Annotated in this window: 25 protein-coding genes; 6 read left to right on the top strand and 19 right to left on the bottom strand. The window is 60.6% G+C overall.

The window, feature by feature from the left end:
• Both gcvP and gcvH read right to left on the bottom strand, forming a co-directional pair.
• Nucleotides 1-2847 carry an aminomethyl-transferring glycine dehydrogenase gene (gcvP, locus tag ACY8D3_RS13455; RefSeq protein ID WP_462379275.1) on the bottom strand — a complete coding sequence of 949 codons (2847 nt, stop codon included), beginning with the start codon at nt 2845-2847 and terminating at the stop codon, nt 1-3.
• Between the two features lie 10 nt (nt 2848-2857).
• Nucleotides 2858-3235 carry a glycine cleavage system protein GcvH gene (gcvH, locus tag ACY8D3_RS13450; protein ID WP_462379274.1) on the bottom strand — a complete coding sequence of 126 codons (378 nt, stop codon included), beginning with the start codon at nt 3233-3235 and terminating at the stop codon, nt 2858-2860.
• Nucleotides 3236-3555: 320 nt separating this feature from the next.
• Between gcvH and pyrF the strand changes: the two genes are divergently transcribed.
• Nucleotides 3556-4254 carry an orotidine-5'-phosphate decarboxylase gene (pyrF, locus tag ACY8D3_RS13445; protein ID WP_462379273.1) on the top strand — a complete coding sequence of 233 codons (699 nt, stop codon included), beginning with the start codon at nt 3556-3558 and terminating at the stop codon, nt 4252-4254.
• Nucleotides 4255-4282: 28 nt separating this feature from the next.
• Here pyrF and ACY8D3_RS13440 read toward each other — a convergent pair whose 3' ends face one another.
• Together ACY8D3_RS13440 and ACY8D3_RS13435 are read right to left on the bottom strand one after the other, a co-directional pair.
• Nucleotides 4283-5461 (bottom strand): benzoate/H(+) symporter BenE family transporter, encoded by a 1179-nt coding sequence (locus tag ACY8D3_RS13440; protein ID WP_462379272.1) that lies wholly within the window; start codon nt 5459-5461, stop codon nt 4283-4285.
• Nucleotides 5461-6075 carry a LysE family translocator gene (locus ACY8D3_RS13435; protein WP_462379271.1) on the bottom strand — a complete coding sequence of 205 codons (615 nt, stop codon included), beginning with the start codon at nt 6073-6075 and terminating at the stop codon, nt 5461-5463. The genes ACY8D3_RS13440 and ACY8D3_RS13435 overlap by 1 nt, the downstream gene beginning before the upstream one ends.
• A gap of 222 nt (nt 6076-6297) precedes the next feature.
• On the opposite strand from ACY8D3_RS13435, the gene ACY8D3_RS13430 reads away from it, so the two are divergent.
• On the top strand, nt 6298-6894 hold the full coding sequence (locus ACY8D3_RS13430; RefSeq protein ID WP_462379270.1) for a glutathione S-transferase family protein: 597 nt from the start codon (nt 6298-6300) through the stop codon (nt 6892-6894).
• Between the two features lie 54 nt (nt 6895-6948).
• Here the strand turns inward: ACY8D3_RS13430 and folE are convergent, their stop codons facing one another.
• The 4 genes from folE to ACY8D3_RS13410 all read right to left on the bottom strand — a co-directional run bounded on the left by folE (nt 6949) and on the right by ACY8D3_RS13410 (nt 9325).
• Complete coding sequence (folE, locus tag ACY8D3_RS13425; RefSeq protein ID WP_462379269.1) at nt 6949-7494, bottom strand: GTP cyclohydrolase I FolE; 546 nt, start codon at nt 7492-7494, stop codon at nt 6949-6951.
• Nucleotides 7495-7582: 88 nt separating this feature from the next.
• The gene (locus ACY8D3_RS13420) at nt 7583-8140 is read right to left on the bottom strand and encodes a Smr/MutS family protein (RefSeq protein ID WP_462379268.1); all 558 of its coding nucleotides are present in this window, start codon (nt 8138-8140) and stop codon (nt 7583-7585) included.
• Between the two features lie 69 nt (nt 8141-8209).
• Nucleotides 8210-8530, bottom strand: a complete 321-nt coding sequence (locus ACY8D3_RS13415; RefSeq protein ID WP_462379267.1) for a hypothetical protein — start codon at nt 8528-8530, stop codon at nt 8210-8212.
• Between the two features lie 198 nt (nt 8531-8728).
• Entirely contained in the window at nt 8729-9325 is a 597-nt protein-coding gene (locus ACY8D3_RS13410) for a cysteine hydrolase family protein (RefSeq protein WP_462379266.1), read from the bottom strand.
• Nucleotides 9326-9818: 493 nt separating this feature from the next.
• Between ACY8D3_RS13410 and ACY8D3_RS13405 the strand changes: the two genes are divergently transcribed.
• Nucleotides 9819-10442, top strand: a complete 624-nt coding sequence (locus ACY8D3_RS13405; protein ID WP_462379265.1) for a flavin reductase family protein — start codon at nt 9819-9821, stop codon at nt 10440-10442.
• 43 nt (nt 10443-10485) lie between these two features.
• On the opposite strand, the gene codA is transcribed toward ACY8D3_RS13405, so the two are convergent.
• From codA to ACY8D3_RS13390, 3 genes are all read right to left on the bottom strand, one after another.
• Nucleotides 10486-11721 (bottom strand): cytosine deaminase, encoded by a 1236-nt coding sequence (gene codA, locus ACY8D3_RS13400; protein WP_462379264.1) that lies wholly within the window; start codon nt 11719-11721, stop codon nt 10486-10488.
• Nucleotides 11722-11815: 94 nt separating this feature from the next.
• A complete protein-coding gene (codB, locus tag ACY8D3_RS13395; protein ID WP_462379263.1) occupies nt 11816-13087 on the bottom strand; it encodes a cytosine permease in 1272 nt (423 codons plus the stop codon).
• Between the two features lie 150 nt (nt 13088-13237).
• Entirely contained in the window at nt 13238-13708 is a 471-nt protein-coding gene (locus ACY8D3_RS13390; protein ID WP_462379262.1) for a MaoC family dehydratase, read from the bottom strand.
• Between the two features lie 306 nt (nt 13709-14014).
• Between ACY8D3_RS13390 and ACY8D3_RS13385 the strand changes: the two genes are divergently transcribed.
• Together ACY8D3_RS13385 and ACY8D3_RS13380 are read left to right on the top strand one after the other, a co-directional pair.
• Complete coding sequence (locus tag ACY8D3_RS13385; RefSeq protein WP_462379261.1) at nt 14015-15724, top strand: AMP-binding protein; 1710 nt, start codon at nt 14015-14017, stop codon at nt 15722-15724.
• Nucleotides 15725-15905: 181 nt separating this feature from the next.
• Entirely contained in the window at nt 15906-16703 is a 798-nt protein-coding gene (locus tag ACY8D3_RS13380) for an SGNH/GDSL hydrolase family protein (protein WP_462379260.1), read from the top strand.
• Between the two features lie 100 nt (nt 16704-16803).
• Here ACY8D3_RS13380 and ACY8D3_RS13375 read toward each other — a convergent pair whose 3' ends face one another.
• The 5 genes from ACY8D3_RS13375 to minC all read right to left on the bottom strand — a co-directional run bounded on the left by ACY8D3_RS13375 (nt 16804) and on the right by minC (nt 20861).
• Nucleotides 16804-18090: a M18 family aminopeptidase gene (locus ACY8D3_RS13375; protein ID WP_462379259.1), complete on the bottom strand. Its 1287-nt coding sequence runs from the start codon at nt 18088-18090 to the stop codon at nt 16804-16806.
• Nucleotides 18091-18180: 90 nt separating this feature from the next.
• Entirely contained in the window at nt 18181-18816 is a 636-nt protein-coding gene (locus tag ACY8D3_RS13370; RefSeq protein WP_462379258.1) for an RluA family pseudouridine synthase, read from the bottom strand.
• Nucleotides 18817-18906: 90 nt separating this feature from the next.
• Nucleotides 18907-19158 (bottom strand): cell division topological specificity factor MinE, encoded by a 252-nt coding sequence (minE, locus tag ACY8D3_RS13365; protein WP_462379257.1) that lies wholly within the window; start codon nt 19156-19158, stop codon nt 18907-18909.
• The gene (gene minD, locus ACY8D3_RS13360) at nt 19155-19970 is read right to left on the bottom strand and encodes a septum site-determining protein MinD (RefSeq protein WP_462379256.1); all 816 of its coding nucleotides are present in this window, start codon (nt 19968-19970) and stop codon (nt 19155-19157) included. The genes minE and minD overlap by 4 nt, the downstream gene beginning before the upstream one ends.
• 129 nt (nt 19971-20099) lie before the next feature.
• Complete coding sequence (gene minC / locus ACY8D3_RS13355; protein ID WP_462379255.1) at nt 20100-20861, bottom strand: septum site-determining protein MinC; 762 nt, start codon at nt 20859-20861, stop codon at nt 20100-20102.
• 421 nt (nt 20862-21282) lie between these two features.
• Here minC and ACY8D3_RS13350 point away from each other — a divergent pair, with 421 nt between their 5' ends.
• The gene (locus ACY8D3_RS13350; protein ID WP_462379254.1) at nt 21283-22203 is read left to right on the top strand and encodes a lipid A biosynthesis lauroyl acyltransferase; all 921 of its coding nucleotides are present in this window, start codon (nt 21283-21285) and stop codon (nt 22201-22203) included.
• Between the two features lie 5 nt (nt 22204-22208).
• Here ACY8D3_RS13350 and ACY8D3_RS13345 read toward each other — a convergent pair whose 3' ends face one another.
• The 3 genes from ACY8D3_RS13345 to ACY8D3_RS13335 are packed head-to-tail and all read right to left on the bottom strand — an operon-like array spanning nt 22209 to nt 24402.
• Nucleotides 22209-22538: a DUF3325 domain-containing protein gene (locus ACY8D3_RS13345; RefSeq protein ID WP_462379253.1), complete on the bottom strand. Its 330-nt coding sequence runs from the start codon at nt 22536-22538 to the stop codon at nt 22209-22211.
• Nucleotides 22535-24106 (bottom strand): PepSY-associated TM helix domain-containing protein, encoded by a 1572-nt coding sequence (locus ACY8D3_RS13340; RefSeq protein WP_462379252.1) that lies wholly within the window; start codon nt 24104-24106, stop codon nt 22535-22537. Before ACY8D3_RS13340 ends, ACY8D3_RS13345 begins: the two co-directional genes overlap by 4 nt.
• A complete protein-coding gene (locus ACY8D3_RS13335; RefSeq protein WP_462379251.1) occupies nt 24103-24402 on the bottom strand; it encodes a DUF3649 domain-containing protein in 300 nt (99 codons plus the stop codon). Before ACY8D3_RS13335 ends, ACY8D3_RS13340 begins: the two co-directional genes overlap by 4 nt.
• Nucleotides 24403-24545: the final 143 nt, after the last annotated feature.

Genomic DNA, 24545 nt, shown 5'->3' with positions numbered 1-24545 from the left:
TCATGCGTCCTGGTAAGCCTCGATGCTGGGACAGGCACAGACGAGGTTCCGGTCGCCGTATACGTTGTCCACCCGCGCCACGGGCGGCCAGTATTTCCCGTCGATAAGGGTATGGACCGGGAATACCGCCTGCTCGCGGCTATAAGGATGGCGCCACTCGCGCGTCAGTTCGGCGGCGGTGTGCGGAGCATTCTTTAGCGGGTTGTCGACGGCGTCCAGTTCGCCACGCTCCAAAGCCCGGATCTCGTCGCGAATAGCGATCATGGCGTCGCAGAAGCGGTCCAGTTCCTCCTTCGATTCACTTTCGGTCGGCTCGATCATGAGCGTGCCGGCAACCGGGAACGACATTGTGGGCGCATGGAAACCGAAGTCGATGAGGCGCTTGGCCACGTCATCCACGGTCACACCACTGCTGTCCTTCAAGGGGCGAAGATCGAGGATGCACTCGTGTGCCACCAGCCCGTTGCTGCCTGTGTAGAGGACGGGATAGTGCTCCTCGAGCCGGCGGGCCACGTAGTTGGCGGCAAGAATCGCCATCTGCGATGCCCGGGTCAGGCCTTCGCCACCCATCATCTTCATGTACATCCAGGAGATCGGCAGGATACTGGCGCTGCCGTAAGGCGCCGCGCTTACGGCACCCGCTTTGTTCTCCCAGTGTGTGTGGCCAGGAAGGAAGGGCGCGAGGTGGGATTTCACGCCGATCGGCCCAACACCCGGGCCGCCGCCACCGTGGGGGATGCAGAAGGTTTTGTGAAGGTTCAGGTGAGAGACATCGCCACCGAACTTGCCTGGCGCGCACAGGCCGACCATCGCGTTCATGTTCGCGCCGTCGATGTAAACCTGGCCACCGTTGTCATGCACGATCTGACAGATTTCGCGGATGCCTTCCTCGAACACGCCATGCGTGGACGGGTAGGTGATCATCAGCGCCGCCAAGCGATCCTTGTGTTCAGTCGCCTTGGCCCGCAGGTCTTCGATGTCAACGTTGCCGTAGCTGTCGCAAGCCGTGACGATTACGCGCATGCCAACCATGGTTGCGGTGGCCGGGTTGGTGCCATGAGCCGATGCCGGGATCAGGCAGATGTCACGCTGGTCGTCTCCGCGGCTTAGGTGATAGGCACGAATGGCCAAAAGACCGGCGTATTCGCCCTGTGAGCCTGCGTTAGGTTGCAGCGATACCGCGTCATAACCGGTCGCGGCGCAGAGCATCTCTTCCAGTTCGCGAGTCAGCTGCTGGTACCCCTCGCTCTGCTCGGCGGGTGCGAACGGATGCAGGTTGCCAAATTCAGGCCAGGTGATCGGAATCATCTCGCTCGCCGCGTTGAGCTTCATGGTGCACGAGCCCAGCGGGATCATGGAGCGGTCCAGCGCCAGATCTTTGTCCGCGAGCTTGCGCAGGTATCGCATGAGCTCGGTCTCGGAGTGGTAGCGATTGAAAACGTCATGCTGCAGGATCGTCGACTGACGTTTCAGGCCTTCCGGAAGCGCGCTGCCGCTCGCGAGCGATGCCAGGTCGGGGACGGGTTTGCCGTTCGCGAACAGCGTCAGCAGCTCGGTCACGTCTGCTACCGTCGTGCTTTCATCGAGCGAAACGCCGAATCGAGTGTCGTCGATCACGCGCAGGTTGATGCCCATTTCCCTCGCGCGAGCGTGCAGGTCGGCCGTCTCGGCACAGGTCACCGTGATCGTATCGAAGAACCCTGCGGTATCCACCGTGTATCCAACTCGGCGGAGACCTTCCGCCAGTGCATGCGTCAGGCCGTGTACGCGCTGTGCGATGCGTGTCAGGCCCTCCGGGCCGTGATACACGGCGTACATGCTGGCGATGTTGGCAAGAAGCACCTGAGCCGTACAGATATTGCTCGTCGCCTTCTCACGGCGGATATGCTGCTCGCGAGTCTGCATGGCAAGCCGGAGCGCAGGGTTGCCGTGACGATCGACTGAAAGGCCGACGAGCCGGCCGGGCATGTCCCGCTTGAACGCATCACGTGTCGAGAAATAGGCCGCATGCGGGCCGCCGAACCCGAGCGGCACGCCGAACCGTTGCGCGGTGCCGATTGCGACGTCCGCGCCGAACTCGCCGGGTGGAGTGAGCAATGTCAGAGCAAGCAGGTCAGCCGCAACGGCGACCAGAGCGTTACTTTCGTGGAAGCGCTCGACCAGCGTACGGTAGTCAAAGATGTCGCCATTGCTGGCTGGGTACTGCAGCAGGGCGCCGAAGAAGGGGCTCGTGTCGTCCAACTCGAGCTCGTTGCCAACGACGATTTCGATCCCCAGCGGTTCGGCGCGGGTGTGAAGGACGGCGAGCGTCTGGGGGTGGCAATGCTGCGACGCGAAGAAGGTGTTGCTGGTCTTGTTCTTGGACAGACGCTTGCAGAACGTCATTGCCTCGGCAGCAGCGGTCGCCTCGTCCAGCAATGACGCGTTGGCGATGGGCAATCCAGTCAGGTCGATGATCAACGTCTGGAAGTTTAGCAGCGCTTCCAGGCGGCCTTGCGAAATCTCCGGCTGATAAGGCGTATACGCCGTGTACCAGGCCGGGTTTTCAAGCAGGTTGCGCAGGATGGGTGAAGGGGTCAGCGTGCCGTAATAGCCCTGGCCTATGTAGTTTTTGAACTGCTGGTTTTTCTTCGCAATGGCCTTGATCGCCGCAAGCGCCTCTGCTTCACCCATGCCTTCGAAAGCCGGCAGGACGCTGGTGCCCTTGATGCTGGTCGGAATGACACTGGCGGTGAGCGCATCCAGGCTGTCGTATCCGACCTGCTCCAGCATGGCATGTTCTTCCGGTGCGCTGGGGCCGATGTGGCGGGCGATGAATTCGTTTCGGGTATCAAGTTTGATCGACATGGGGGGATCCTTAGGCCTGGCCGGCAATCAGAGCGTCGTAGGCTGATGGGCTCAGCAACGATGTAAGGCTCGATGCGTCAGCAGGGCGGAAACGGAAGAACCAGCCCTCGGATAGAGGCGACTCATTCACTTTTTCCGGGCTGGCTTCGAGTGCCTCGTTGAGTTCTACGATTTCCCCGTCCAGCGGCATCGCAATATTGCTCGCCGCTTTCACCGATTCGAGCACAGCAACTTCTTCACCTGCCGCGTAATGGCGACGCTCCGGTAGTTGGACGAATACGACATCGCCCAGTGCGTCCTGAGCGTAGTCCGTGATGCCTACCGTGATCAGGCCATCTTCATCCTGACGCAGCCATTCGTGCTCAGCCGTGAAACGCAACTCGCTCATGTCTACTCCCAGTGACAACTGCCCCGCAAGGGCGAGGTTTAAACGACTTATTGAGCAAGGACGATGCCAGGCGGAAAAGATCAATAAAATCAAATAGTTATCTAAGATGAATGCATCCTAGAGAGACTGGCCGGTGTATTGATATCGATACACTCGACACTGGCAGCCGCGTTTTGCAGCACGGGATGCAGCCAGGCCGCTGACTGTACGAGTGTGTAACGAACGCGTAACGATGGATCGAAATCGTTACGATGCGTGGAGTGGCTGTCGGGAGGGAGGGTTTGCGACAATGTACCCAGATTTAGACCGAGACCAGACTCATGCCTGCCTGCCAGACTCCTATCATTGTCGCCTTCGATTTCCCCACCCGCGCTGCCGCTCTCGACCTCGCAGATCGGCTCGATCCGACCTATTGCAGGGCGAAGGTAGGAAAGGAGCTCTTTACGCGCTGCGGGCCTGAGGTCGTCGAAGCTTTGCAGCATCGTGGATTCGAAGTGTTCCTCGATCTGAAATTCCACGATATTCCCAATACGACAGCTATGGCAGTCAAAGCGGCAGCTGAGCTTGGCGTCTGGATGGTGAACGTGCATTGTTCAGGAGGGCTCAGAATGATGTCCGCCTGCCGAGACGTGCTGGAGCAGCAGCCTGGGGCGAAACCGCTGCTGATTGGTGTGACGGTGCTGACCAGCATGGAGCAACGTGATCTTCAGGGTATTGGCCTGGATGTCGAGCCCAAGGAGCAGGTGCTTCGGCTTGCGGCATTGGCCGACTCGGCAGGCCTGGATGGGCTGGTATGTTCGGCCCAGGAAGCGCAGGTGCTGAAGCAGGCCCAGCCAAGACTTCAACTCGTGACGCCTGGTATCCGCCCGGCCGGAAGCGCTAGCGACGATCAACGACGCATCCTGACGCCGCGCCAGGCCGTCGATGCCGGGTCGGACTTCCTGGTCATCGGTCGGCCCATCGCTCAGGACACAGATCCCCAGGCAGCCCTGATGAAAGTCGTCTCCGAGCTGGCGTGACAAGGGCAGGGGTGCCTTTCGTACGGACTTACCGCGTTCGCCAGTTCAGGATGAACAGGGTCGCCATTCCGGCGACCACGCCCCAGAAAGCGGATCCGACGCCCGCCAGCGACATGCCTGACGCGGTCACGAGGAAGGTGACCAGAGCGGCCTCGCGTTCGCGCGGCTCGCTCATGGCTTGGGTCAGGCCTCCAATGATCGATGCAAACAGTGCAAGCGCCGCGATCGAAAGGATCAGGGCCGCTGGCAGCGCAGCGAAAAGCGCTGCCAGCGTAGCGCCGAACAATCCGGCAATCCCGTAGAACACGCCACACCACATTGCGGCGGTGTACCGGCGCTTGGGATCTTCATGTGCTTCAGGGCCGGCGCAAATGGCCGCGCTTATCGCCGCCATGTGAATGCCATGAGAGCCGAATGGCGCCAGCAGAATCGACATGATGCCCGTTACATTGAGCAAGGGTGACGCGGGCACGTCATAGCCATTGGCGCGCAAGACTGCCATGCCCGGCAGGTTCTGCGATGTCATCGCAACGATGAACAGCGGAATGCCGATGCTGATGGCCGCGGAGAGCGACAGGGTCGGTGTCGTCCAGGTCGGTACCGTCAACTGCACCTGGAAGCGACTGAAATCGAACAACCCCTGAGCCCCGCCTATAACACACCCGACGATGAGGGCGGCCAATACCGCGTAACGGGGCATCGCGCGTTTTCCGACGAGGTATGCCAATAGCATTGCGATCACCAGCAGCGTCTGCTGTTCAGCTGCATTGCAGATTTCCAGACCTATCTTGAACAACACCCCAGCGAGCAATGCCGCTGCGATGGATCCGGGTATCCGGCGCATGATCCGGTCAAAGCTGCCCGTGATACCGCATAGCAGGATAAGTGCTGAACACAGCATGTATGCGCCGATGGCTTCACTGTACGGCACACCTGGCAGGCTCGTGATCAGGAGCGCCGCGCCCGGCGTCGACCAGGCAACCATGATGGGCGCTCGATACCATAGGGAAAGGCCTATGCAAATCGGAGCCATGCCAATGGACAGCGCCCATATCCACGAGGATATCTGCGCGTCTGTGAGGCCGGCCGCTTGTCCGGCCTGGAACATCAGCACGAGAGAACTGGTATAGCCGGTCAACATTCCAATGAAGCCGGCGACCACCGTCGAGGGTGAACTGTCGGCAAGGGGGCGTAGACGTGTTGCCATCATGCAGCCCCTTTGAAGTCGAAGACGATAGGGTATAGCGATCCGATCAGCAGTAAGGCCATCCCGATATTGAAAGCCCGCCGTGTACCCGGGTTTTCGAGCCAGCGCCGCAGGAGCGTACCCGTGACTGTCCATAGGCCGACCGAGGGCCCATTCACCAGTCCGAACAGTCCTGCGATAAGCAGCACGTTCATCACGTAATCCTGATGCGGTGCATAGGTGGCGATCGCCCCCACCGCCATGACCCACGCCTTGGGGTTGACCCACTGAAAGGCGGCCGCCTGCAGAAACGTGAACGGTTTCGAGCGTGGATCGGAACGCGCGTCAGGCGGCGCGGAGCGCGCAATGGCCCAGGCCAGGTAAACGAGATAGCAGGCGCCCACATATTGAAGCACCTTATGCAATAGCGGCAGACGTTCGAATACTTCGCCCAGGCCGAGCCCGACCGCGGCAACCATGAGGGTGAAGCCGATGCTTACGCCAAGCATGTGGGGCACGCTTCGGCGGAGCCCGAAATTCACACCAGAGGCAAGCAGCATCATGTTGTTCGGACCGGGTGTAACGGAGGTGACGAACGCGAAGGCAACGAAGGCGACCAGCAATTCCAGGGTCATCGAGCAGTTCCTTATTGTGGACGGGCAGCGTATCGGCATGTGCGGGTGCACGTCGCGATACAGCCAGGCGCCGCTTGTGCAGTACAGTTTCTGACGGTTTGCGATAGACCGGAACAGTTCGCTCGATGCCAGGCCTCGTCGCCGCCGTGCGTTGACCTGAGCACGGCTCGCCAGCTAGCGTGCCAAAGGCGGCATCCGGGCCGCTGGACACGAGGTGTGCGAATGAAGGTATATGGGGATTGGCGCTCAGGTAATTGCTACAAGGTTGGCTTGCTGTTAAGTCTGCTGGAGCGTCCGTACGAATGGGTCGACATGGATGTGCTGGGCGGGGAAACGCGCACGGATCAGTTTCGGGCAAAGAATCCGAATGCCAAGATTCCGGTCGTCGAACTCGACGACGGCCGCACACTTTGGGAGTCGAACGCCATTCTGTTTTACTTGGCGCAGGGTACGCCCTTGCTCCCGCAAGACCCGTGGCTTCAGGCGCAGGTGCTGCAGTGGCAATTCTTTGAGCAATACAGCCACGAGCCATACATAGCCGTAGCCCGTTTCATCAACATTTATCTAGGTATGCCGGCTGAGCGAAAAGCCGAGTTCGATGACAAGCAGGCGGGTGGCTACCAGGCGCTTGACGTCATGGAAGCCCAACTGCAGAAGCACTCATTTCTGGTAGGCGATCGGTTCAGCATCGCGGACATCAGCCTGTATGGCTATACCCACGTCGCAGGCGAAGGCGGTTTCGATCTTTCGCGCTACCCGGCGATTCAGGCGTGGATTGCGCGTATCGAAGCGCTGCCTGGCTATCGGGCGATGAAATAGGGAAGGGCATATGCAACCTGGTTAGGCAGGCCCGGCCTGGCCGGGCTTGCCTCCTTAGCGAACGAGGCTGAGGAACTCGGTGCGTGTAGCCGTGTTATCACGGAACTGCCCGAGCATCACCGAGGTGACCATGGACGAGTTTTGCTTCTCGACGCCGCGCATCATCATGCACATGTGCTGCGCCTCGATGACGACGCCCACACCGGCCGCACCGGTCACCTGCTCGACCGCTTCCGCGATCTGGCGAGTCAGGTTCTCCTGAATCTGCAGACGTCTTGCGAACATGTCGACGATGCGCGCGATCTTGGAAAGGCCAAGCACCTTGCCGTTAGGCAGGTATGCGACATGAGCCTTGCCTATGAACGGCAGCATATGGTGCTCACACAACGAATACAGCTCGATGTTCTTCACCAGGACCATTTCGCTGTTGTCCGAGGAAAACAACGCGCCGTTGGTGACTTCCTCGAGCGTCTGGTTGTAGCCGTGGCAGAGGTACTGCATGGCCTTGGCGGCGCGCTTGGGAGTGTCCAGCAAGCCTTCGCGGGACACGTCCTCGCCAAGCTGGCCAAGTATCGCCGAATAATGCTGTTCCAGGGACATGGAATATCCTGAAGCGATTCGAAAGGGGGGACGAAGATTAGGCGTCCGCCGGTTCGCTGGCAAGAGGTTTACTGACCGTATAAGGCTGTCATTCGTCGCGGCCATCCAGCATCTGGCGCTTGAGCAGTACGTAGATGGCGCCCGTTCCGCCATGCCGCGGCAGACACGACGCGAAGCCGAGTACCTGCGCATGCTGACGCAGCCAAGTGTTGACGTGGCTCTTGATCAATGGGCGGCGGCCATCGAGCCGGGCGGCCTTGCCGTGTGTGACACGGACGCAACGCACCTCGAGCCGGCCCGCTTCTTCGAAAAATGCCCACAGTTGTTCGCGCGCCCGTTCAACAGTCAGGCCATGCAAGTCCAGGCTCCCTTCGAATGGGATCTCGCCGGCCTTGAGTTTGCGCATCTGGCTTTCCTGAACACCATCGCGCGCCCAATACAGTGGGTCCTCCGCGCCCACGTCGATAACGAACTGGTCCGACAGGCCGTCCACCTTCGTTGTAGCGCTGCTGAGCTGGGCATTCAGTCGACGATTGGCGATCTGGGCCTTGTCGTCGCGGGGCTTGCCGGTATCGGCGCGATCGACCTCAATGCGCTTCACGCCGCGCATTTCCGATCGGAACAGCGAAAATTCATCGTCTTGCATGGAGGCTCCGCGAGGCGTGAGGCAGATGGCTTCGAAGGGCGCGCAGTTTACCGGAGGCCGCTAGGCACGTCAGTTGCGCCGCCGGAGCAGGTGAGGAGACATGGCCAAACCGTCCGGGCCGCGCTTGCCTCTGCGGCATCGCCGCCAGAATAGAAATCCCACCCAAGTGATGAGTACGCCGGGTATGAACGCTGCCAGACCGCTGGCGATTGTGGCGTCCAGGCCGCTTGCAAGCAGCGGACGCCCGGCCAGGGCTGCGGCGCCCATGATGATCAGCATGGCACCGATCGCAATCAACAGCGCGGCGAAGGTACAACCCAGGCGGACGCGCCAGGATGACGACCCTTTGGGACGCAGTCGGCGGGCATCGAACCCATCGGACAACTTCATTCAACCTCCTGTGAAAAAGGTGCTGACTCCCCTGTCTACGAGGTCATCCCTGGCCTGAACATACATGGTGTATGGCGTTCAGTGCGGGTCGAGCCGTGTAGGCCGCGCCGCGTAGGCCGTGCCGCGCTGGCCACGTCCGGATAGGTGTTCGAGGCAGGTCGCGCCGGTGTATGCGGTGACCTGCCTCGACGCGGTGGGCTACAGCAGCGCCCTGGCTTGCGGAACCACGACCGCGAAGTTATCGGCCAGCGCCGACAGCACCACATGTTGGACCTGAGCAGCGCCCAGTACGCCGCCATCGATTGCCGGCAGGTCTCGGGATGCACAGGCGCTCGCAACGACGGTGCAGCGGAAGCCGTAGTCCTTCGCGGCGCGCACGGTCGTGCTCACGCTCGAATGGCTCATGAATCCGCACACGATGATGTCCAGATGACCGAGCGCCAAAAGGCGGTCATGCAGATCGGTGTTGGCAAACGCATTCGGCAGGCGCTTCTCAACAACGACTTCCTGGCCTTCCGGGGCAACTTCGGGAAGGAAGTACCCTCTCGGTCCCTGTGGATCGAATAGCCCTCCAGGAATGCCCAAGTGTTTGACGTGCACGATAGGTGTGCCATTCGCACGGGCAGCCTTGAGCAATGCGGCGATTTCGGCCACGGCCTCGTCGAGGCCAGGAAGAGGAAGCGCACCGCTGCGATACTCTTCCTGAGCGTCGATGATTACCAATGTGGCGTTGTTCAGGTTCGCCGCCGCATAGCCGCGGCCGCTCAATTGGAAAAAGGTTTGCGGCTGACTCATCACGGCAGTCCTCACATTTTGCGTAGGGCGATTGTGGCCTTCTGGCACACGGATGTGAACAGCTAATGCAATCCGGTGACTGTTCCTGCGCGGAGGAGCTGCGATGATTCGCTCATGCAGCCAGGCAATTCGGGGTCGCGAGTCGCCTCGCTGTTGATCCAGATCAATGGCGCACGATGGGGTGTCGGCTAACGTAGCGCCATCTGATCGCAGTGAGACGCAGACAGCCATGTTTATCGAGCAGGGCGTAATCGCCGGAGCGTTTTTAGCCGTCACCTGCACGCTGGTCTGCGTTATCCCGGCGCTCGTCATGGGACGCAGCGAAAACCAGGACTGACCCTCGCGATCACCACGAGCACGCAAGGCACTTCGGGCGACTTCGGTCGCCTTTTTTTTGCGCTGCGGTTGGCATGCACGTGCAGTGCGTGATCTATCCAGACGTGGACGAGATCGGCTACCGTGGACGCCGAACTGGCCCCGTGGAGATCAATGAATGCCCGCGAACGCGCACTTCTATGAGCCTGCAAAAGGCCATGGCCTGCCGCATGATCCTTTCAACGCAATCGTCGGTCCAAGGCCGATCGGCTGGATATCCTCAGGCGACCAGGCGGGTGTTCTCAACCTGGCGCCCTACAGCTTTTTCAACGCGTTCAACTATGTTCCCCCGATCGTGGGCTTCGCCAGTATCGGTTACAAGGACAGCGTCCGGAATATCGAGCAAACCGGTGTGTTCTGTTGGAACCTGGCCACTCGCCCCCTTGCGGAGCAGATGAATGCGTCTTGCGCGGCCGTTGCGCCTAACGTCGATGAGTTCGAACTGGCTGGCCTTACCCCAGCGCCGTCAACGGTCGTGAACGTTCCGCACGTTGCCGAGGCACCGGTGGCTTTCGAGTGCCGACTGACCCAGTCGGTGAGGTTGAGAACAGCTGGTGGTGATGACGTCGACACCTGGTTGGTACTGGGAGAAGTCGTCGCCGTGCACATCGACCGTTCGTTGCTTGTCGACGGCGTCTACCAGACAGCAGCCGCGCAGCCGATTCTCCGTGGAGGCGGTCCCGCCGATTACTTCGAAATTGACGAGCGTCTCAGATTCCAGATGCGCCGACCGGGCGCGTGAGGCCCTGTAACCAAGGCGCCGCAGCACGGCGCCTTTGGCGTCTTCAGGCCCGCTCGATCCGGGCTGGGGTGCGTTGCATCAGCACCTTGCCTTCGCGGATCGACACCAGCGCATGCCCCTGGCTACGCACCATCTCGTAATCGTTCGGTGCAGAAAGAATGAGCAGGTTGGCCGGGCGGCCGACTTCCACCCCGTAACCTTCGCCAAGATTCAGGGTGCGCGCACTGTTATCCGTGATGAAGTCGAGGCAGCGCTGCAGATCGTCGTATCCAAGCATGTGGCAGATGTGCAAGCCTGCCTCGAGGATGCGGACGATGTTTCCGTTACCGAGTGGATACCACGGATCGACGATGGAATCCTGCGCCAGGCAGACGTTCATGCCGGCACGATCGAGCTCTGCGACTCGCGTGACCCCACGGCGCTTGGGGAAGCCATCGAAGCGGCCCTGCAGGTGAATGCTCTCTGTAGGGCACGACACGAAGTTGATGCCGGACATCTTCAGCAACCGGAACAGCTTGGAACAGTAGGCGTTGTCATAGGAGCCCATCGCAACCGTATGGCTCGCCGTCACGCGCTCGCCCATCCCGCGTACACGGGCTTCCTCAGCGAGAACTTCCAGAAAACGTGAATGCGGGTCGTCCGTTTCGTCACAGTGAACATCCACCAGGCAGCCGGTGCGCTCGGCCAGATCCATGAGGAACTTGATCGAACTGACGCCCTGGTCTCGAGTGTTTTCGAAATGCGGGATGCCGCCCACGACGTCCGCGCCAATGTCGATGGCCTGTTCCATCAGCTGGCGGCCGTTGGCGAACGACTCGATGCCCTCTTGGGGGAAGGCCACGATCTGCAGGTCTATAAGATGGCGGGTCTCGTCGCGTACCTCGACCATCGCCTTCAGGGCCGCGAGTGTCGGGTCGGTGACGTCGACATGCGTGCGGACGTGCTGGATGCCGTGGTCGACCAGCATATCGATGGTACGCTTCGCTCGGCTCTTGGTGTCCTCGTGCGTCACTAATGCTTTGCGCTCGGCCCAGCGCTCGATGCCCTCGAACAGGGTCCCGCTCATGTTCCAGGCGGGCTCGCCTGCGGTGAGCGTCGCATCCAGATGGATGTGAGGCTCGATGAACGGCGCGGTTACCAAGTTGCCCGCCGCGTCCAACGCGCCATTGGCTGTTGGCAGCAACTGCAGCTGAGGTGTGATGGCGGCGATCCTGGTGCCGTCCAGTTCGATACTGAACAGGCCTTCACGGCGCCGCAGCCGTGCATTGATGATCTTCATGGATTACCTCTTGGGGCCTCACGGCAATCCGCGCGTGAAACCAGTGTATGGGCGATGGGTAAATCATACCGCCGTCTTTCGTATGGACGGCGGCTCAGGCGCGGCTCTGGGTAGCCGGGTTCGTAAGCGTAGCCTTGCGCAGCGCGAAGAGTGCGACATAGGCCGCTGCGGCAACGACGATGCCTACGATCGGCGCGACCCACGGGGACAGATAGGCGCAGACGGCGCCGCACCCGTAAGCACCCAGGCCCACCCAATTGAACGCTGGCAGGTCGGCTTCAGCGAGCTTTGGATACTGCTGGCGATGCCCATGGGAATAGTCAGCGACGATCACGCCGCCGATAGGCGGAATGATCGCGCCGAGCAGAAGCAGAAACGGAATGAGCAGGTCGGACATCCCTCCAATCGCGAGTAGGGTACCTACGGCGGCACCGGCTACGGTCACCGTCTTTCGGCGATCCGTTCGCATCAGGTTGCAGCCGGCTGCGGCGAAGTTGTAGATGGTGTTGTCCTGCGTCGTCCAGAGATTCAAGAACAGCATCACGACCGCTGCAACGGAAAGGCCCTGAAGCACCAGCACTTCGACGACGTCCGCCTGTTGATAGACGATCGCCCCGTAGGCGCCTGCGATGATCATCAGGCCATTGCCGAAGAAGAACCCGGCGAGGCTTGCGACCACGGCAATGCGAGGTGTGCGTGCAAAGCGTGTCCAGTTGGTGGCCTGCGTGGCGCCGCTCACAAAGGTGCCGAAGATCAGCGTGATGGCCATGTTCATGGTCATCGTTTCGGATGGCTGGATTGCCAGTAGCGCGTCGAGTCCGCCGGCATCACGCGTTGCGACCCACAGGGAGACGCCCAGCAGCATGCACATTGCCGGAACGGCTATGCGCGAGAGCAGGTCCAGGCCGCGATAGCCCACATAGGCCGTTATGCAGAAGCCAAAGCCGAAGAACACCATCATTGGGATGGTCAGGCCTTCGGGCAGGCCCAGCAGCTTTACCAGCACTATGGCAATCGTGGCCGTGCCCCAGGCGTACCAGCCGATCTGCGTAAAGCCCAGGATCAGATCCGACAGCTTGCTGCCTATTTCACCGAAACAAAAGCGGCCCATCAGCACCGAGTTCAGTCCGCTCCTGCACGCAATGGCGCCGAGCACCGCCGCGTAGATACCGAGCAAAAGGTTGCCGATGATGGCCGCCCATATGAGCGTCTTGAAGTCGAACGCCATGCCGATCTTGCCACCGGCGAACATCGTGGCGGTGAAAAAGGTGAAACCGAAGAGCAGGATCGACGTTGAGAAGAGACCATGGCGAGCGCCAGCAGGCACCTCGGTAAGGGGGAAATCGGAGTCGGGCCGTTGAGACATGGCGGTTCGCTCAGCAATAGGGTTTGCGAACGAACTGCACAGGGTGTGCCGGGACCGGCTAATCTCCAATTTAGCGGGCCAGCGCAGGATTTCACGTGCTGAATCGCACCATTGCAGTGCGATTCGGCGTAGTGGGTTTCGTTACGGTGCTTACCCAACCGTCACGTTGGGCATGGATGGCATTTCAACTGTCTGCTCCTTGCGAGGCGCGAGCACCTCGGCTTCCCCGTCCACGACCTGATCGCCGTGCTGGTTAAAGACTTCGGTGGCCAGGCGGACACGGTTCTTTGGGAGCTTTTCAAGCACCTGGATGCGTACGCTCAGCGTGTCGCCCAGTTTTACAGGTTTGGCGAAGTCCAGGTGCTGGCCCAGGTAGATGGTGCCTGGACCCGGGAGGTTGCAGGCAATGGCGGCGCTGATCAGCGCGCCGGTAAACATGCCGTGAGCGATTCGCTCCTTGAATAGCGTGCCCGCGGCAAATTCTGCGTCGAGGTGTACCGGATTGTTGTCGCCCGAAACGGCGGCGAACAGCAGTACGTCCCGCTCCTCGACTCGGCGCTCGACGACCACGAACTGGCCGACGGTGAGCTGCTCGTAAGGAATATTGGTAACAAGGGACATACGGACTCCTGAATAGATAAGGTTGTCGCCAACTGAGCGGTTTGGTGGACGTGACAGACCGGCAAGCCGCTAGTGGCGGGATGCGCCTGGAACGGCGCGGTGAAGCAAGGCATGGGAACGAGAATGAAAATGACCGGAAAGTCTTATCTGGTCATAACGCGAACATATTGGCGGAACGTGCAATGTCCGGTAAAAGGGTGGCTCGCAACGCCGCTCTGCGTTTAGGCTCCAATGCCAGACGCCATTTTAAACAGCAATCAACCGCTACGGCGGTGAAGACCAAATACAGCATGGAGTTGGCCTCTCATGATCGATAATTTCTGGAGCGACAAATATCCACCCGGCGTTCCAGCCGAGATCGATGCCGATCAGTACCCCAACGTGCAGGCTGTCCTTAAGGAGTCCTGCGAGCGTTTCTCGGATAAACCTGCCTTCACCAGTTTCGGCCATACGATCAGCTATGGCGATCTGTATCGCCTGTCAGGGGAGTTTGCCGCTTATCTGCAGTCGCAGACGGACCTCAAGCCCGGCGACCGTATCGCCGTGCAGATGCCGAACCTGCTGCAATATCCCGTGGTAGTGTTCGGTGCGATGCGCGCAGGGCTGATCGTCGTAAACACGAACCCGCTTTATACCGCCCGTGAACTGGAGCACCAATTCCAGGACGCCGGTGCGAAAGCGCTTGTCTGCCTCGCCAACATGGCGCATCTGGTTGAGAAGGTGCTTCCACAGACCTCCATCCGCCACGTCATTGTGACGCAGGTTGGCGACCTGTTGCCGACGTTGAAGGGCTTCGTCGTCAATTCGGTGGTGCGGTACGTCAAGAAGATGGTCCCGTCGTACAAGCTGCCACACGCCGTCTCCTTCAAGAGCGCGCTTGCCAAGGGCCGCGGCAGAGCGGTTGCAGATGCTTCGCCTGGGTCGGACGACATTGCGGTGCTGCAGTACACCGGTGGTACGACGGGTGTTGCGAAAGGCGCCATGCTGACACACCGCAACCTGATCGCGAACATGCTCCAGTGCCGTGTGCTCATGGCAACCGAGCTGGGCGAGGGTCAGGAAACCGTTGTGGCACCGCTGCCGCTGTATCACATCTATGCCTTCACCTTTCATTGCATGGCCATGATGTTGATCGGCAACCACAACCTGTTGATCACGAATCCACGCGACCTGAAGACGACCATCAAGGATATGTCCGGCTGGCGCTTCAACTGCTTCGTGGGGTTGAACACATTGTTCGTTGCCTTGTGCAACGACGAAAATTTCCGGCGTCTGGACTTCTCTGGGCTGAAGGTCACGATTTCGGGAGGCATGGCGCTTCAACAGGCCGTGGCCAAGCGCTGGGAAGAGGTGACCGGCTGCAAGATCTGCGAGGGCTACGGCATGACCGAGACCAGCCCTGTGGTCTGTGTGAACGCTGTTCACAACGTCCAACTCGGCACGATCGGCATCCCGGTACCCTCCACCCTGGTCAAGGTGACTGACGACCAGGGCAATGAACAGCCGATCGGTTCGCCAGGTGAGCTATGTATCAAAGGTCCGCAGGTCATGAAGGGCTACTGGCAGCGCGAGGAGGCCACGGCTGAAGTGATGGACGCCGATGGCTGGCTCAAAAGCGGCGACATTGCGGTAATTCAGGAAGACGGCTTTGTACGCATCGTTGACCGCAAGAAGGACATGATTCTGGTGTCCGGCTTCAACGTTTACCCGAATGAGCTCGAAGACGTGCTTATGACGATGCCGGAAGTTGCGCAATGCGCAGCGATTGGCATCCCCAACGAGAAGTCGGGCGAGGCGATCAAGATGTTCGTCGTCCTGCGCGCCGGACAGACGCTTACCGACGAGCAGGTAATCGAGTTCATGCGCGACAAGGTCACTGCATACAAGCGTCCGAGGTACATCGAGTTTCGGGACACACTGCCCACAACCAACGTCGGCAAGATTTTGCGCAGGGAGCTGCGTGACGAAGAACTCCGTAAACTCGCCAAGGCACCACAGGAGAAAGCACCGGCGTAGCGGCGGGGCGTTCGTCGGGCAATTCCCTTGGATCGGCCCGACGCGCTACCTCTCGTCGACTCTCGCTAGGGGGGTGGGTTGCGCTGGGAACTTTTTCGCATATAAAGCGCGAAACGTTACGCAATCGTCATCTGAGCATGATCAGATGCGTGACGCTCCCAGCCACCCCGAGTGAGTCCCTATGAAGAGAGTGCGTCTTGCGATATTCGCTGCGTTGCTTGGCGGAATGACCTTTCATGCCTCTGCGGCAGAGCCCCTGCGGGTCCTCTTCGTAGGTAACAGCTACACCTTTTACAACCGTCTTCCCGATATCGTAAAGCAAATGTCCATCGACGCTGGCCAGGCTCGGCCGCTTGAGGTGGCAGATGTCACGTTCGGCGGCGCCAGCCTTGAGCAGCACTGGCAGCTGGGTGACGTTCAGGCCGCACTGGCCGAGAAGGATTGGGACTATGTGGTGATCCAGGATCACAGCATGATGCCGGTCCAGGACCCGGACAAGACTCGCCAGTATGTAAAGCTGATCGCAGACGCAGCCCGCGCTGATGGTGCCCAGCCCATTCTTTATCTGACTTGGGCGCGTCAGAACAACCCAGCCATGCAGGCCCAGTTGGATACGGTCTATACCAGCCTCGCCGAAGAGACGCGCTCGTTGCTCGCCCCGGTGGGTCAGGCGTGGCAGCGCGCGTTGGCAGAAACCCCGAAGCCGGTCCTCTTCACTCCTGATGGCAGCCACCCTTCGTATACGGGTTCGTATCTTGCGGCTTCGGTCTTCTATTCACTGATCTACGGCACTCAGCCGCCGCTTCCGGCAGGCACAGGTGGGCCTGCGCTCGAGCAGGCCACGCCGGGTGCGCTTCAGGCCGACGCCTGGGATTCGATCCAATCGTTGAACGTCGCGCTTCGCACGGTGCCAGACGCACTCAATGTGGCTACGGCAGGCATCCCCGCTGCGAAGGACGCCGTCCAAGCATCACGCTAAGTCGGTGAGACACAAAAAACGCCTCGATTGAGGCGTTTTTTGTCTAACCATGGCGAGTGCTGATGGCCTGGGCGCAGTTGCTGCCTCGATCTGGCGCTGATCAGGGCAGATCGGAGCTCTCGAAGAATGCGCTCAGCACCTGCACCAGGTGTGCAAGGTCATGGCTGCCCGCCAGTTCCCGGATCGAATGCATCGCGAAGGTCGGCAGGCCGATGTCGACCGTACGGATGCCAAGCTGGCTGGCTGTGATCGGACCAATGGTCGAGCCGCATCCCATGTCACTTCGGGTTACGAAGCTTTGAACCGGGACATCATTCTCCTGGCACAGGTAGCGGAAGAATCCGCCCGACTCGCTGGTGGTGGCGTAACGCTGGTTACTGTTGATCTTGATGACGGGCCCGGCGTTGAGCTTGGGGCCATGGTTGGCGTCGTGCTTGTCCGCATAGTTCGGGTGGATCCCATGGGCGTTGTCGGCCGAGATCATCAAAGAGCGTTGGATCGTGCGGACGAACGTGTCCCCGGGTGGAAGTAGTCGTTCCAGTACCTGTTCGAGGAAGGGACCATCAGCGCCGCAGGCGGAACTGGAGCCGACTTCTTCATGGTCCGTGCAGACCAGTGCACAGGTCTCCTCTCCGTCGGCGCCTAATAGTGCCTCGAGACCGGCGTAGCAGGACAGCAGGTTATCCAGCCGCGCGCCGGCAATGAAGTCGTTGTCAAGGCCTATGACCGCCGCCGACTGGGTGTCGTAGAAGCAAAGCTCGTAGTCCAGGACGCTGTCGGCGCGAATACCGTGCTCGTCGAAGAGCTGGAGCGAAAGCAAGGCTCTGAAATCCCGCTGCTCGCCAGCGGAAAGCTGTGCCAGCACCGGCGGGAGCTCATTCTGGGCATTGATCGCCCAGCCCTGGTTGGCCTCGCGATTGAGGTGAATGGCCAGATTGGGAATGATCGCGATAGGTCGTTTGAAATCGATCAGCCGGCTCTCGAGGCGGTCCTCGGCCTTGAAGGTGACGCGACCCGCCAGTGACAGGTCTCGATCGAACCATGGGGCAAGCAGTGCGCCCCCGTACACCTCTACGCCCAGCTGGAAAAATCCCTGTCGACTGAGCTCCGGGTTGGGCTTGACCTTCAGGCAGGGGCTATCCGTATGCGCACCCACAAGGCGGATGCCTCGCCCCAGCGTCTCGCGGCCCATGCGAACAGCAACGATGGACGAATCATTTCGAGTGACGTAGTAGCGACCACCCGGTTCGGGTGCCCAGCTGTTGCGCTCATCGAGCCGCTCGTAACCGGCGGCTTGAAGCCGTTCGACCAAGGTCTTCGTGGCGTGGAACGGCGTAGGGGAGGCCTTCAGGAAATCGATGAGGCCCTGATTGAGATCGTCGCGCATAGAGACTCCTGGCGGGTTATGCGTTCGAGTGTATCCAATATCCGTTGGCGAGGGTCATCGCATGCGGCTGAGCGGAACGCCGCGCGCAGCTCAGAACGGAGCGGGGCACTCGAAACGCACGCGTTCGCCCGACTGCGGATGTGTGAAGGCCAACATGCTCGCGTGCAGGCAAAGCCGCGAATGCAGCGCCAGCGCTTCTTCGTGGGCGTACAGCCGGTCGCCCAGCAGCGGGTGCCCAATGGACAGCATGTGTACGCGAAGCTGGTGTGAGCGACCGGTGATGGGCGTCAGCTCGACACGGCTGTACTGGCCGCATCGCTCGACGACACGCCAGAACGTCAATGACGGCTTGCCGTGTTCGTGGCACACAACGTGGCGTGGCTTGGTCGGGGGATCGTAGCGCAGCGGCAGGTCGATACGCCCGGTGGATGCCTCCGGTTGGCCCCAGCACAGCGCCGTGTAAGCCTTCTCGGTCTCACGGTCATGAAACTGTCGGGATAGCTCGCGATGCGTATCGGCATCGCGCGCAAGCACCATCAACCCGGAGGTTTCCCAGTCAAGGCGATGGACGATCCGCGATTCCGGATAGCCGTTTTCTTGAAGCCGCGTAATAAGGCAGTCACGGTTATCCTCGGCGCGGCCTGGAACCGACAGCAGCAGGGTAGGCTTGTTGACCACCAGGACGGCGGAATCCTCATGGATGAACTGGATCTGACTTAGCGGCATGACTCGGCAGGGGGGTGGGTAGCGAAAGGTAATAAACGAAAAGGCGGCCCTGAGGCCGCCATGATCGCTTCCAAGGGTGGACCTGATGGATCAACGATCCGGAAGCGTGACGTTCAGCTCGAGGATGGAATAGCCCCCCTGGTCATCCAGTGCAACCTGGACCTGGTCCTGGTCGATATTCACGTACTTGCGGATGACCTCGACCAGTTCCTTCTGCAGTGCAGGCAGGTAGTCAGGCTGTGTGCGTTGGCCGCGCTCATGCGCGACGATGATCTGCAGACGCTCTTTCGCGATCGCAGCGGTGTCCTTCTTGCGTTCGCGGAAGAAGTCAAAAATATTCATTCGCGGCCTCCGAACAGTCGTTGCAGGAAGCCCTTCTTCTGGACATCCAGGAAGCGGTGGGGCATTTCCTTGCCCAGCAGGCGGTCGACAGCGTCACTGTACGCCTGACCGGCATCGCTCTGGTCATCGAGAATGACCGGTACGCCCTGGTTGGACGCCTTGAGCACCGCCTGGGATTCGGGAATCACGCCCAGCAGGTTGATGGCAAGGATCTCCTCGACGTCCTCGACGCCCAGCATCTCGCCCTTGGTCACGCGCTCGGCGTTGTAGCGAGTCAGCAGCAGGCGCTCCTTGATGGGGTCCTTGCCCTGCTCGGCGCGGCGCGACTTGCTTGCCAGCAGGCCGAGCATACGGTCGGAGTCGCGTACGGAGGAAACTTCAGGGTTGGTGACGACGATGGCTTCGTCAGCAAAATACATCGCGAGGTGGGCGCCTTTCTCGATGCCGGCGGGCGAGTCGCACACCACGTATTCGAAGGTCTGGGCCAGTTCATCGATGACCTTGCCGACCCCTTCCTGGGTCAGCGCGTCCTTGTCGCGCGTCTGACTGGCAGCGAGAACATAAAGGTTCTCGAGACGCTTGTCCTTGATGAGGGCCTGGGTCAGGGTCGCTTCGCCATTGATGACGTTCACGAAGTCGTAAACGACGCGACGTTCGCAGCCCATGATGAGATCGAGGTTACGAAGGCCTACGTCGAAGTCGACGATGACGGTTTTGTGCCCGCGTAGGGCGAGGCCGGTGCCGATGGCGGCGCTGGTTGTTGTTTTGCCGACGCCGCCTTTGCCGGAAGTGACTACGAGAACTTTAGCCAAGGTGATTCACCCCAAAGAGAAGATATGCGGCCGGAGGCTTTAAACCGTGGCGATCAATGCGTGAGATCGATGCGGACTGCAGTGGGCGTTCCGGCAGCTTGTGTGCCCTGAATTTCGCGGAAGTATCCGTTAAAGACGCATGATGTTCAACAAATCACCCGTCAGGCTTATATGTACGGGCTGCCCCCAGGAGGGGTCCCGGCGAAGGTCTTCGGCAACCTTGTAATGTCCGGCTACAGAGACCAGCTCAGCCACCAGCTGGCGGCAGAAAATCCGCGTGTTGGTATCCCCCTTGATACCCGCGAGCGCACGCCCACGCATCGGACCGTAGACATGGATGTTCCCATCAGCGAGAAGTTCCGCTCCGGCACTGACCGGAGCCAGTACGATGAGGTCGCCTCCCTGTGCATAGACCTGCTGGCCACTGCGTATCGGGACGGTGATGACCTTGGTCGGTCGGTAGACCGGTTCGGCTGGCGGTGGAGGCGGAGGTGGAGCGGCTACCTCGACCTTTTCCTTCGGCATGCTCGCCACTGGCTCCAGTATCCGCTCCCGCGCACCGGAAGGTGGCAGTACGGGCAGTTCCAGCGCTTCGGCCGCAAGCGCGTCTGCGGTGCGCGAGGTGCGGATCGCCAGGGGACGCAACCCATGGCGCTTGCATATGGCAACGAGGTCCGAAAGGTCGGGTGCGCCTTCGTGGGGCGGTAGCTTGTCGAGCGCCAGCACGACGGGTGTATTGTGGAAGAACTTAGGCGCCTGAGCGACCTTGATGGTCAACTGCTCGTCGAGGCGTTCAAGATCGTTGTGCACAAGTTCGAGCACGGTGATCGCGAGCATGCTGCCCTTGAGTTGAAATACGGGGTCTTGGTCGAGTAGGTCGGTTTGGCTCATGCTTTGCCTAGGTCAAATGACAGTCTCTCGCGGGCGGCCAACATCCGGCGGCGACGGCGAACGAATATTCGGTGCGAGGATAATCCTTGTGTACCCATCGCGGCCAATCCTGCTCGTTCGCGCGGCATCGGGTTGACGCTTGCATTCTGTTCGGCGATCTCGCTGCACTACCTCGGTGAGCCGGACACGTCCGGGAGACGACTACTCGAAACGGCCACCACTACAGCGGGGCAGGTGAACGCCCACGCATCGAATGCATCGGTTTATAGCGATAAACGGGCTCAGTGACCATAGTGGCCCCTGGACTTCATGTCGTTTGTATCGGCGCAAGGCCTGCCAGTCATGGGACTTCGCCCCAGCTCGGCTCGCGATTAACGCCGGATGCCCCTAAAATGCGCCCACAGTCTCCAACGGTCATTCCATGCCGCGTCCTCGCTTCAAGCCTGCGTTTCTTCATCCCCGGTACTGGCCGCTCTGGGCGGGGCTGGGCGTGCTCTGGTTGATCGTCCAGCTACCCTATCCAGTGCTGTTGAGGTTGGGCCGCGCACTCGGCGCGCTCATGTACCGGTTCGCTGGAAAGCGCCGGCGCATCGCGGCCCGCAATCTCGCGCTCTGTTTTCCGGAAATGAGCGAGTCCCAGCGTGAGCGTCTGTTGCGGGAGAACTTCGCTTCGACAGGCATTGCCTTCTTCGAGATGCCCATGAGCTGGTGGTGGCCCAGATCACGCCTTGGCCGCCTAGCCCGTGTCAAAGGCATCGAGCATCTGCACGCAGCCCAGGCAACCGGCGAGGGTGTGATCCTGATGTCGCTTCACTTCACCACGCTCGAGATCGGTGCCGCGCTGCTTGGGCAGCTGCATACCATCGACGGCATGTACCGTGAACATGACAATCCCGTGTTCGACTTCGTCCAGCGGCGCGGGCGCGAGCGGCACAACGCGGACGCGACCGCCATCGAACGCGAAGATGTACGCAGCATGCTGAAGGTGCTGCGGGCGGGGCGCGCCATCTGGTACGCGCCGGATCAGGATTACGGGCGTAAGCAGAGCATCTTCGTACCGCTGTTTGGAATTCCCGCCGCGACGGTTACCGCGACCACCAAGTTCGCCCGGCTCGGGCGCGCCCGGGTAATGCCAATGACGCAGCGTCGTCTGCCGGATGGGAAGGGCTATGAGTTGGTGGTTCATCCGCCTTTCGAGCATTTTCCGGGCGAAAGCGAGGAGTCCGACTGCGTTCGGATCAATCAGTGGGTTGAACAGCAGGTACGCGCCTGTCCGGAGCAATACCTTTGGGCGCACCGACGTTTCAAGACCCGACCGGAAGGTGAGCCGCGACTCTATTGAGCCGCTTAGTGCGTAAATGGCAGCAGGAACAGGCCCAGGGCTGTGCCCATTGACGCCAGGTACATCGGCCATCGGGGCCGATAGGCGAGCATCAGGATCAGGGCGATGCCGCCAACCGTGAGCATGCCCAGATACAGCACGGTGCCCACTGCGGCGCCTCGACTCACCCAGCATGCGCCCAGTGCGAGCAGCTGGCCAGCCCAACCGACTGCCTTGAATACCCTGGCTTCCCATAGGGCCGGCAAGCTTCCTATCAGCGTCTGGTAGTGCTTGGGCGCGGACAGGCACAGGCAGCACAGGCCACCATAGGCAAGGCAGAACGCAAGGAAGGTCATTGACTGGGCCCCAGCTGGAGCGGAGCGTCCGCATCGGCGCTCGCACGGGTTGTGCGCTTTGGTTGGACAGTCGCGGCATGGCGACTCACTTTCCAGGCCGCCCAGAACAGCAGGCCGCCAAGTGCGGCGCAGGTGATGTCAAAACCGGTCACCATCCACTCCGAGTAGCTCGCATTCCTGGGAAGGTGGTAGCTATGAGTCACGACATCCAATATCGGAATCGCACTCAGGAGGAGGGCGGCACAGGCGAGCTGTTCAACCCAGGCACGCCGGTGGGGCCGAATGGCGGAATGAATGAACGCGGCAGCCCAGACGGCGAAGAATACGTGGATCTCACACTCGGCGCGATGCTCGAGGGTCCCTGGCAACAGGCGATTTGCCCAGAAATAACTGGCCATCGCTACGATAAGCCCTGGTACAGCGCCGACATTGAGCACCCGCACCAGGCGCAGGCCAAGTCCAGGCTTTTCGCCTGCTTGCACCGTGCGTTTCACGACCCAGAGTACCAGGCCGCTTGCGACCATGACGGTACCGCCAAGCCCGCTTAGGAAATATAGCCAACGCAGGATCGGGTCCGCGAACTGACCCAGGTGGAGGTTGACGAGTACGCGGCTGAAAAGCGCAACAGGCTTCAGACTGCCGAACGACCGTATCAGCGTTCCATCTTGCGCCTGAAAGACCAGATGCGGTTCATTCCCTGCAATCTGGTTGTCCTGGCCCGTGGCAATCTCGATCAGTGCGTTCCGGTCGCCCGGGTTATGAATGGTGATGCGAGCCGGCGGCTCGCCTTGCCAACGTTCCCGAGCGCGGTCCAGGAACGGCTGCAAGGGAGGAACAGCGAAAGCGTCGCCGGTGCGCGGCGCCACCTCCTGTCGTGGAAATAGCTCGTCGAAGAAAGCCATACGGTCATCGCCGTAGAGTGCGTTCACTCCCCACGGCATGTAGAGCCAGGTAAAGATCACCAGCCCTGTAAACGTGATCATGAGGTGAAACGGCAACGCCAGCACCGCCGTTACGTTATGGCCATCGAGCCATGACCTTTGGCCCTTGCGCGGCCTGAAGGTGAAGAAGTCTTTGAAGATCTTCTTGTGGGTGATGATGCCGGTGATCAACGCGACGAACATGAACATGGTGGCGATGCCGATCAGGTATCGCCCTGTCAGCACGTCGATATGCCAAAGCTGGAAATGGAAGCGGTAAAAGAAGTTGCCCCCTTCGCTTGGGCGGGTCTGAAGCGCCTGACCGGAGGCGGGGTCGAATATCGCCTGCTCGAAACGCCGTGTGCCTTCGGCGCGCCAGTAAGCGGTAACCACCGGCATCCGCTCGGTGGGCAGCACAATTTGCCAGGCTGATGCATTGCCCGCCTGTTCCGCCAGGGAAGCGGTTATACGATCAAGATGCAGGGGTTGACTGCTTGAGCCGTGGCGCTCGGGGTGCATCCAGTGGGTGATTTCGTCCTGGAAGTAGCTCACCGTACCGGTGATGAAGATGGCAAAGAGCAGCCAGCCGAGGATCACCCCGGTCCAGGTATGCAACCAGGCCTGTGACTGCCGGAACCCGGCCTTCATGGCGCGGCGCCTGAGCTGATCGCATACGCGGCGAAGGTCAGTAGGCCGGTCGGGACGATGACGCCTATCCAGGCTCGCCAGGCCGTTCGGGCCGCGAAGACCCAGATAACCGCGGCGCAGTAAACGAGGAACGACGGAATCGCGCCCGCCAGTACCGCTTCCGCCCTGTCCAGTGGCAGTGCACGCGCCATGAACACGGCAAATGCAGCAGCGAGCCCATAGCCGCCCACGCTGGCCGCCATTGCGCGCGCGAGGACTGCACCTCTATAGCGCCAGCCGCTTGTTTTGACCGTCATGACATTCCCTCGGGCCGTGTCCTGGAGGGATCAAACGCAAGTAGCAGAGTAGATCGTACGGCGGACTTCATGGCTGGACCTGACCCGAGGGCAAGAAGGCGCCAGTCTATGATTTTTGAGAAGCGTTCTCAATATCATTATCG

The sequence above is a fragment of the Pseudomonas sp. Marseille-QA0892 genome, from assembly GCF_054950135.1.
Note: the sequence above shows the minus strand (reverse complement) of the source record. Positions and strands in the feature narration are given on the sequence as shown.